The organism is Streptomyces sp. NPDC017943, from assembly GCF_044328425.1.
In the GTDB taxonomy this organism is placed as follows: Bacteria; Actinomycetota; Actinomycetes; order Streptomycetales; family Streptomycetaceae; genus Streptomyces; species Streptomyces djakartensis_A.
Genome location: NZ_JBIRHH010000038.1, coordinates 1 through 8,715 on the forward strand (window position 1 = coordinate 1; position 8,715 = coordinate 8,715).

Annotated in this window: 8 protein-coding genes and 4 pseudogenes; 6 read left to right on the forward strand and 6 right to left on the reverse strand. The window is 66.2% G+C overall.

The window, feature by feature from the left end; genetic code table 11:
- The 6 genes and pseudogenes from ACH4C6_RS35315 to ACH4C6_RS35340 all read left to right on the forward strand — a co-directional run.
- Window positions 1-121, forward strand: a pseudogene (locus ACH4C6_RS35315) (IS5/IS1182 family transposase); the annotation flags it as partial.
- A gap of 77 nt (window positions 122-198) precedes the next feature.
- A complete protein-coding gene (locus ACH4C6_RS35320; protein ID WP_398112709.1) occupies window positions 199-474 on the forward strand; it encodes a hypothetical protein in 276 nt (91 codons plus the stop codon).
- Window positions 474-872, forward strand: a complete 399-nt coding sequence (locus ACH4C6_RS35325) for a hypothetical protein (protein ID WP_398112710.1) — start codon at window positions 474-476, stop codon at window positions 870-872. The genes ACH4C6_RS35320 and ACH4C6_RS35325 overlap by 1 nt, the downstream gene beginning before the upstream one ends.
- A 142-nt stretch (window positions 873-1,014) precedes the next feature.
- Window positions 1,015-2,094, forward strand: a complete 1,080-nt coding sequence (locus ACH4C6_RS35330; RefSeq protein ID WP_398112711.1) for a hypothetical protein — start codon at window positions 1,015-1,017, stop codon at window positions 2,092-2,094.
- Complete coding sequence (locus tag ACH4C6_RS35335; RefSeq protein WP_398112712.1) at window positions 2,049-2,768, forward strand: serine/threonine-protein kinase; 720 nt, start codon at window positions 2,049-2,051, stop codon at window positions 2,766-2,768. Before ACH4C6_RS35330 ends, ACH4C6_RS35335 begins: the two co-directional genes overlap by 46 nt.
- Window positions 2,769-2,810: 42 nt before the next feature.
- Window positions 2,811-3,541, forward strand: a pseudogene (locus tag ACH4C6_RS35340) (transposase family protein); the annotation flags it as partial.
- 241 nt (window positions 3,542-3,782) lie between these two features.
- Here the strand turns inward: ACH4C6_RS35340 and ACH4C6_RS35345 are convergent.
- The 6 genes and pseudogenes from ACH4C6_RS35345 to ACH4C6_RS35370 form a co-directional block, all read right to left on the reverse strand.
- Window positions 3,783-5,015 (reverse strand): hypothetical protein, encoded by a 1,233-nt coding sequence (locus ACH4C6_RS35345; protein WP_398112713.1) that lies wholly within the window; start codon window positions 5,013-5,015, stop codon window positions 3,783-3,785.
- A 314-nt stretch (window positions 5,016-5,329) separates the two neighbouring features.
- Window positions 5,330-5,726: pseudogene (locus tag ACH4C6_RS35350) on the reverse strand (IS701 family transposase); the annotation flags it as partial.
- Window positions 5,689-6,378, reverse strand: a complete 690-nt coding sequence (locus ACH4C6_RS35355; RefSeq protein ID WP_398112716.1) for a transposase — start codon at window positions 6,376-6,378, stop codon at window positions 5,689-5,691. The pseudogene ACH4C6_RS35350 and the gene ACH4C6_RS35355, both read right to left, overlap by 38 nt.
- A 58-nt stretch (window positions 6,379-6,436) precedes the next feature.
- Window positions 6,437-6,892 (reverse strand): DnaB-like helicase C-terminal domain-containing protein, encoded by a 456-nt coding sequence (locus tag ACH4C6_RS35360; protein ID WP_398112714.1) that lies wholly within the window; start codon window positions 6,890-6,892, stop codon window positions 6,437-6,439.
- Window positions 6,889-7,344: a DnaB-like helicase C-terminal domain-containing protein gene (locus tag ACH4C6_RS35365; RefSeq protein ID WP_398112715.1), complete on the reverse strand. Its 456-nt coding sequence runs from the start codon at window positions 7,342-7,344 to the stop codon at window positions 6,889-6,891. Before ACH4C6_RS35365 ends, ACH4C6_RS35360 begins: the two co-directional genes overlap by 4 nt.
- A 223-nt stretch (window positions 7,345-7,567) precedes the next feature.
- Window positions 7,568-7,699 (reverse strand): annotated as a pseudogene (locus ACH4C6_RS35370) (oxidoreductase); the annotation flags it as partial.
- Between the last annotated feature and the right edge of the window lie 1,016 nt (window positions 7,700-8,715).

An 8,715-nucleotide genomic window follows, 5' to 3' on the forward strand; every position in this document is an offset into this window, starting at 1 on the left:
CTGGCTCCACCAGCTCAAACGACTCCGGATCCGCTACGAGATACGCGCCGACCTCCACCTCGGCCTACTCCAACTCGCCTCCAGCATCATCTGCTCGAGACGACTGCGGACCTCATTCTGAAATGATCAGTAAGCACAGGCGGATGGCCAGGACCCGCTTCCTCTACCTTCGGTAGAGGATCGCGGTAGAGTCGGAGCATGGCAGCAGACGAGACGAGCATCAAGGTGAGTACGGCCGCGCGGGACCGGCTGGCCCGGCTGGCGGCCGAGCACGGCACCACGATCCGCGGCCTCGTGGAGGATCTCGCGCAGAGCACGCCGACGCAGGCCGAGTACGCCGAGCGGGCCGAGCTGGCGCGCGCCGAGCTCGCCTCCGCGCTGGGCAGCGCGCCGAGCCCGGAGGCGGAGGCGAAGGCCCGGGCGCTGCTGGAGAGTCTGGGAGCGTCCTCGCGCGGCGGGCAGGCGGCCGCGTAGTGGCGGCGATCGCGGTGGTCCTGGACCACACGACCGCCGCGGCCTTGTACGACCCGAAAGACCCGTTCAACGAGGCGGTCGCGGCGTTCTACGTGCAGGCGTCCGGCGGGCTGGGTGATCTGTATGCGCCGGTGCTGTCGCTGACGGCCGGTGACGCCGAGCGGCCCGGGCTGCTCGGCTACATCAAGGGGCTGCGGTTCATCCGGATCGAGGCGTTCGACACCGACGCGGCGGTCACCGCCACCGAACTGCTGCGCTTCGGGCACTCCTGGGCCGCTGTGCACGCCATCCACGCCGCCCGGCCCTCGGCCGCGCACCCGGCCGGGCGGTTCCTCCTCACGCTGACGCCGAAGGCGTACGCGGGCACCGGAGTACAGGCGGTCCACCCGGCCCAGTAGCCCTCATCGGCTCCTGGGCCGTGACCCGCCAGGCCCCGGCCGCGCTGCCGCTTCGGTGGGAGCAGCCGCGCCGGCGCAGGGCGGCCTTCGTTGTCTGCTGTGATGTGCCCGGCCGTGGCCGGGGTGGTTTTTCGGAGGAATCGTGCAGTTCACTGTCCTGCCTGTCCGCGGGCGGCCTGTCTCCCCCGCGCCGGGGCAGGTCTTCCTTGTCCGGGACGACTGGGACGACTTCGGCTTCAAGACGACGTTCCAGTTGCTCTGCGTTGATCCGCGCGGCGAGGTCAGGGAGATCGGTGCGGTCAAGATCGGCCGGTTCGGGATGGCCTCTCCAGCCAGGACGCCGCTGCCGGATGTCTTCGGGACGCTGGACGGGTCGTTCTTCTCGCTCGGGCTGCGGGAGACCTACTACGAACGGCTGCGTGTGCTGGGCGGCGAGCTGCAGCGCACCGTGCTGCGGGCTCTGAACGATGTCTCTGTCGATCCGGGCCTCTTCTCCCGTGCCCGCACCGTGAGCGTGACGGTCACGTCCCTGCTCCGGACCGTTTCCGCCGACACCGTTACCGCCCGCTTCAGGGACAGCGGCATCCTGGCGGAGCCGGCGGCGGCCATCACCCACGTCACCCGGAGGCACCTGTTCGACGCGCTGCGCAGCAGCGGGGTGAGCTGGTCGGGCAGCCTGGACGAGGTCACCTTCCTGCGCAGGCTGTACGACCTGGATGGTCTGAAAAGTCATGACCCGCGGTTCGCCTCGGCCGAGGGCGACATCGTCCAGCACCGCTACAACAACCCCGGGGACTGGGAGGACGACTGGGTCTTCGGCGACGACCGCTTCCATCTCGCCGACGGTGCCGACGAGCTCCTGCTCCGCTTCCTCGCGGAGATGCTCCACCCCGCCGTGCGGACGGACCCCGGCGAGGTCCGGCGGCTGCTGACGCTGGTCAACGAGCATCTGGCCCCCGACGGCTACGAACTGGCCTGGGCCCGCGCCGTCAGCGGCTACCCGGTGTACGAGGCCCGCCGGATACCGGCACGCCCTCGCACCCCGTTCCCCCGGCCGCAACGCCCATCGCACCAACGGGCGGGGGTGCCTGGGCCGCGGTGCGCCGTGCCGCTCGCGGCGAGCGCAAGGACTACGCCTGCCCGCGTGTGCCGGTTCCGGACGGGGGCCAGGCGGACGTGTTCGAGGCGGTGCACAAGCCCACCGGCACGACCGTGGCGCTGAAGAAGCTGCACAGCAAGTACCCGGCGGAGCGCCCGGTGGCCCGCATGCGGCGGGAGATAGAGATCGGCCGGCTGCTGGACGGGCATCCCCACGCCATGCCGGTTCTCGACTCCGGCGCCGACCACACGTGGTTCGTGATGCCCTGGGCTGAAGCGACCGCTGCACAGCGCCAGGAGGTGCTGCGGGAGCCGGCCGAGCTGCGCGCCCTGGTCGACGCCCTGGCATCGGTGCTCGCCACCGCGCACGGCCACGGCTGGCTGCACCGCGACATCAAGCCCTCCAACATCCTCTTCCTGGACGGCCGCTGGACCCTCGCCGACTGGGGCATCGGCCGCCGGCCGCGGGGCCAGACCACCAAGGCGGGCCGCACCGGCCACTTCCTCGGCACCGAGGGGTTCGCCGCCCCGGAACTGTTCAGGACCCCCCATGAGGCCACGGCGTCCAGCGACATCTACGGCGTCGGCAGAGTCATCGCCTGGGCCCTCACCGGCACACTGCCGGAGACCAACCTGCCGCTGCTGCCTGATCCCGGCCCGTGGCGCCCCGTCGTGCGCGCGGCCACCCACCCGGATCCGCAACGCCGCCCCCAGACCGTCAGCGACCTCCTCACCCTGATCGACCGCGAACACGCGGTCATCCCCGAAGCGCAACGAGCGAGGCCCCCGGGCAGTTGATCGAGATGTCTGACGTCTCAATCACACGGCTCGGGGGCCTCGTTGGTCACCTATCCTGCCGCACTTGACCTTCCGCATGCGCTCGTGGAGTGGGTGACCATACGGATCGTCACCCGCGAGGGTGACCGACGCTGCAAGCTCCGCCCGTCTCAGCGCACGATGGTGGCACTGGTGTACCTGCGCGAGCACACCACCCTGGCGAAGATCGCTGCCGGCTTCGGGATCTGCGAGTCCACCGCCCACGCCTACACCAGCGCGGTCATCGACCTCCTCGCCGAACGCGCCCCGGGCCTGCGCAGAGTCCTGCGCGAGCACGCTCCGGACTTCATCCTCCCGGACGGAACACTCGCCGGGTGCGACCGGGCCGGTGACGGACGGGCCGACCGCTCCCACAAACACCACCGGCACGGCGTCAACGTACACGTGGTCACCGGTCCCGAGGGCCGGCTGCTGTGGCTCTCACCCGCACGGCCGGGACGCTCCCACGACCTGACCGCTGCCCGCACTCACCGGATCATCCGTTATTGCGAACGCCAGGGCATCCCCGTCCTGGCCGACCTCACCCATCAGGGTGGCGGCACCCGGCTGACCGCGGCATCAAACGCAGACCCCTGCAGGAGCTCACCCTCACCGAGAAGACTGTCAACCGGACGCTGGCCGCGGCACGGGCACCGGTCGAGCGCGGCGTCGCCCGCCTGAAGGCCCGGCGCATCTTCCGCAGACCGCGATGCAGCCCCAACCGAATGATGCCAAGCGCCAAAGCCGTCCTCACCCCTGGAGCGGCACGCGGAAGAAGCTCAGTGGGCCAGGTGAAGGAAGTCGCTGGTTCGAGTACGGCCGCTCAACGACGCGGCCCTCCGCAGCGCTGGACTGTACGAGTTTCCTAGTGCGAGATCCCGGTCTGCGGATGGCCAAAACGCGAGCCGCAGAAGGCGCTACAGTAACGATGAAAACAACGCGACCTCACCAGCGCGTCCAGCATTAGCCTTGCTCGATGAAGTCGGGACTTCACTATTAGAGAGCGGCGCGGCCCCTGCCAGACGGCGACGGCCTCACGCTATAGTCACGAGAATCATGCCCCGAGGCTGCTTGCGCAGTCTCTTCATGTTGTCCAGGTGCACGGTTCGACGTTGCGAGATGCGAGTGCTCAGCCGTCAGTCTTCGGATATGGTTGGTGATCTCAATGAAGGTTTGACTAGCCCGACCATGAGCCGCCTGAGCCGCTTCGAGTCGGAGTTGCACTTGCGCGATCCGCGGTTCCGCACGCTGCATGGCAGGCGAGTTGTCAACGGTTTGCGTCGCCACTTTCAAAAGGCTCGTCATATCGAACCCCTGCCCCTTCAAAGTCAAGTACGCCTGACTGGCCAACAACTTGCTAATTTCTTGGGCACGATACTGCCGCAGGGCCTCCAACGCATTGCTTTTTTGCGCCTTCACTGCTTTGAATATCTGACGCCTTTTATTCTCCTCCGCCTGCGCTTCCTTCAATCTTTCAAATGCCTCTTGCAGCTCCTTTCGAATCTCAAGGCTGCGCGGCTCAGTCGGCGATTTTGGACGCGGTGATCCTGAGTCTGATCGTGGAGACCCCTGTGGCAACGCCATAAATTGCAGCGCTTTCGGCCAGACTGGACCAGCGGGAGAATTTCGAGACTGATAATAGAATCTGGCAGGATTGTCTGGATCGGTATCGCGAAGGTATGAACTTTCCCTCTGCTGCGCGAGTGGATCACCGTAAACATCGCCGACATTACGGCCAAGGACAGCGGGGATTTGGCGGGATCCAGGATTGGCGTAGTTTACGTTCAGGACGCTGGCCGCCTCAGGAAAAAGGGCGTTTAGATCAGCACGGAACAGATCTTGTCGGATCTTGCATGCGTTACACGAGCCCTTGTCGCCCTGTAGGTCAATAATAATGTTGCGCGGCTTTCGACCCTTCGCCTTCTCGTTAGACAAATATGTGTAGGTCCAGTCGAGCGTGTGTACTTCAGCATCGTTGCGCGACAAGGAGCTGCTAGCGACTCCAGGAAGTGCTGAGTACTTACTGTTTTGAGCAGCCTCGATATGACTGACCCCAAACGGGCTGATTACTGGTTCATCGCCATCCAAATAGACGATTGCTTGAACCACTGAAACGCCTTTCCCGTTCTCAACCGCCCGTCGTGCGGCTTCGGCGATCACCAGAGCCATTGATTTCGCTCGGAGTTGCGAACCGTCGGCGGATGGATAAGCAGGTGGGGGTGTGGTCATCGTAGTCCATTCATAGAATTGACATGTCCAAGAGAGACTTACGGCTGCGGGCGTACCCGCGTTCATCGCAGATGTTCACCGCATCTTGGGGCAGCGGTCATACGAAGGGCAGTATGGCCGTGGACCTCGCTGGCCATGCTGTCGGGGGGACTGCGATCGGGCCCGCAGCAGCGCGAGCCGCGCGTGTAATGTCGGGTATGGCGAACTATCAGGAGAGGCTTAGTACTCCAGCAGCGGTTCGTGTCCTGAGCTGTGTTTTCGGTAGTGGCAGCGGCGGGCCACGGCCTGGCGGCGTCTTCTCCAGGCAGACCAATTCAGCACGTGGGTGACTGGATCGCGGTCGGCCCGCGGGTGGGGCAGGAGAGTGTCCAGGAGCCGCCGTATCTCTGCCACGGTGAGCGGGACCGAGGCTGATCCGTTTCTGCAGCCCCCTTTGCGGCCTCGCCGATGGTTTGGGGTTGTGTTGCGATTGCGGTCAGGATGGCATGGGCGAGCATGGCCAGGGTGATGTGCCGATACCAGCCGACATAGCGGCGGACCTCGTACTCGTCCAGGCCGCACTCGTTCTTCGCGGCCTGGAAGCACTCCTCGATCGCCCGGCGGGAGCCGGCCACCCGGGCCAGGTCGGCGGTCTCGCTGCCGAACGGGTGCGTAAGCGAGGTAATAGGCCAGGTCAGCAGGGTCGGACAGGTTGCGGCGGGCCATCACCCAGCGGTGATGGGTCGGCGGATCGGGGTCGAAGATCAGGTTGGCGGGTAGCTTGGCTGCGGCCCAGTCGTTCCTCACAGTCGCAGACCACGATGCAGACGTCCTCGACGCCGCGGTTGCGCAGCTCGGACAGGACTGCCATCCAGGTGGTGGCGCCCTCGCCCTCGGATCCGCCCCACAGACCCAGGACGTCCTCGCGGCCGTCCATGTCGACACCGACGGCCAGGCAGACCGGCTTGGAGGTCACCGAACCCGAGCGGATCTTCACCCGCAGCGCTTCGATGCAGATGATCGGCCAGACCGCGTCGAGGGGCCGGTTCTTCCAGCTCACGAGCTCATCGACTACAGCATCGGTGACCTTGCTGATCAGGCCCGGGCTGACCTCGACGCCGTAGATCTGGGCCAGGTGGGAACGGATATCGCGCACGCTCATCCCACGGGCGTAGAGCGAGTGAACCCGGTCGTTGAACCTGGCCAGCCGACGCGCGTTCTTCGGCACCAGGCGCGGTTCGAACTCGCCGTTGCGATCCCGCGGCACCGCCAAAGTGACCGTTCCTGCGTCGGTCAGCACCGTCTTGGGCGAGGTCCCGTTACGGGAGTTCCCCAACCCGTGACCCGCCCGGTCTCCGCGTTCGTAGCCGAGGTGTTCGCTCATCTCGGCTTCCAGGGCCCGCTCCAGCACGGCCCGGGTGATCTCCGTCAGTAGCCCGCCCTCACCGAGCGGGACCGCCCCAGAGGGTCAGCGTTGTCGAGCAGCCGCTCGACGACCTCGCCCGCCGCCGGCAACAGATGCGGCCGCTTCGTCTTTGTCTGCCATGACTCGTCCGATCCGCTTGGCCCAAGGACCCGAGGCCGAGCCCCGGGCCAGACTTCCACATCACAGACTTACACGATCTTTCAGGCATGCTCGGAGTAGTGCAGCTGGCTGGCGACGGTGAGGTGGCTCCGGGACCGTTGCGGTGTTTGCCCACGATCAGGTCGACCTCACCGGCACGGAGAGATTCGTCTTCGCGGTGGATGAGCATGACCAGGTCGGCGTCCTGCTCGATGGAACCGGACTCGCGCAGGTCGGACACCTGCGGCTTTTTGTTCGTGCGCATCTCGGGGCCGCGGTTGAGCTGTGCCAGGGCGAGGATCGGCACGCCGAGTTCCTTGGCCAGCAGTTTCATGCTGCTGCTGAGATCTCGCTGACCTCCTGCTGCCTGCTTTCGGGGCGGCGGCCGCCTAGCTTGACCAGCTGGAGGTAGTCGATGACGACCAGGCCGAGGTCGGGGTGCTTGGACTTCAGCCGGCGCAGCTTGGCCTGGATGCCGGTGTAGGTGCGCTCGCAGTCGTGGACGTATAGCGGCGCGTCGTTGATCCTCGGGACCGCCGCTTCCATCCGCTCGACGTCTTCGTCGGTCAGCTGTCCTGAGCGCAGGTGGTGCAGGGCAATCTGTCCCTCGGCGGAGATGCACCGCAGGATCAGCTCACGCACCGGCATCGCCAGGGAGATGAAGGCGGTGGGAATCTCTGCCTTCACGGCGTTTGTGCGGGCGATGTCCATGGCGATGGTGTATTTGCCCATGCCGGGGCGACCGGCGATGACGATGAGCTGGCCGGGCATCAGGCCGTTGGTCATCAGGTCTAGGTCTGTGTAGCCGGTAGACAGCCGGCCAGGCCTTTCCTACTCGCCGGCCGCGTCGACGGAGTCCAGCACGTCGGCCATCAGTCGGGGGTGCGGAAGTCGTGGGCATCGGTGAGGGCGGCGCCCTCGGCCACGGTCGAGATCTCTCCGGCGGCTACGGCCAGCAGCTCATCGGTCTCGCCTACCTCGACAAAGCACATCTCGGTGACGGTCAGGTGACGGAGTTGACGATCACGCCCGTGCCAGCCGCCGCCGTGGCGAAGCCGCGGCTGACGGCGAGCAGCGAAGTCTTGGTCAGGCCGTAATGGATCATTTCGGCGGGGACGACCACGGCCGAGTCGCTGGCGAGGTCGACAATGCAGTCCCAGCCCTGTTCCGTCTCGGCCAGTCGGATCACCGGGACCAACCCCGCGTACGCAACCGAATTCCCGTCAGCGAACGAGGCGGACACTGCCGCCGGTACAGGCCCGACTGTGATCCTTCTTGGTGCGTTGGCCGTAGGCCAGCGTGAAGGGGGCGTCTGCCCTCTTGTGTCATCGCGAAGGCAGGAGACAGTTATGCCGGCAGCAGGCCAGAAGCAGACCGACGAGGCGCGGAGGCATATAAGCGAGGCAATGCAGGATGTGGGAGCGGAGGCCCTCAGCGCGCCCATCAAGAAAGGCAATGGAATGCCGGGGGCGTCGAGGCTAAGTGCCGGCGCCCTGAAGGGGTGGGAGACGCGGCGGAAAAATGCGGCCGCCATGCAGGAGGCGCGGCGGCAGGCGCAGAAGGCGAAAGATGTTGCCGCTCAAACGTTGCTGGAATTCTCCAAGTCCAGTGTTGTGCTGGGGTCTTCTTCTGCTCCGCGCGGGTTGCAGGGGGGGCAGGCGCAGTCTGGGTCTGGGGGGCTGGGGGTGTCGTCGGGTCCTGTGCCGCGGGTTCCGACTCCGGAATGGTTCGACAAGGAGAATCCGGCTCCGGAGTGGTTGAGGGAGGGGCCGGGGGTGTCGTCGGGTCCCGTGCGGGTTCCGACTCCGGAGTGGCGTAAGGAAGGGGCGGGGATGTCGAGTACGCCGTCACCCTCACGGTCGTTCTCGTCGTCGCCTGTGCCTGGGTTTGGTGTCGCGGCGGTGGCGTCTTCGCTGGTTCCTGGAACGGCTGGTATGCCGGCTGCCGGTAGCACGCAGGTTTCCCCGGCTGCTGCGCAGCGCAACGCTATGAGCCCGGGTGGGAGGAGTCCTGTGAACCGGTAGCCGCCACAAGTGAAGCTTCCCCTTGATCGTGGACACCTGGAGACTGGGATCTTGAGGTTCGAGAGGCAGTAGCACCAGGTGGGAAGCAAGTACACAAAGCGGTCCACCGAGGAATTCAAGCGGGACGCGATCG

What these genes read in the sequence shown, in the direction of transcription:
- ACH4C6_RS35320 (WP_398112709.1), top strand. Translation starts at nt 199, where the DNA reads ATGGCAGCAGACGAGACGAGCATCAAGGTGAGTACGGCCGCGCGGGAC.
- ACH4C6_RS35345 (WP_398112713.1), bottom strand. Translation starts at nt 5,015, where the DNA reads ATGACCACACCCCCACCTGCTTATCCATCCGCCGACGGTTCGCAACTC.
- ACH4C6_RS35355 (WP_398112716.1), bottom strand. Translation starts at nt 6,378, where the DNA reads ATGAGCGAACACCTCGGCTACGAACGCGGAGACCGGGCGGGTCACGGG.
- ACH4C6_RS35360 (WP_398112714.1), bottom strand. Translation starts at nt 6,892, where the DNA reads ATGAAACTGCTGGCCAAGGAACTCGGCGTGCCGATCCTCGCCCTGGCA.
- ACH4C6_RS35365 (WP_398112715.1), bottom strand. Translation starts at nt 7,344, where the DNA reads ATGACCAACGGCCTGATGCCCGGCCAGCTCATCGTCATCGCCGGTCGC.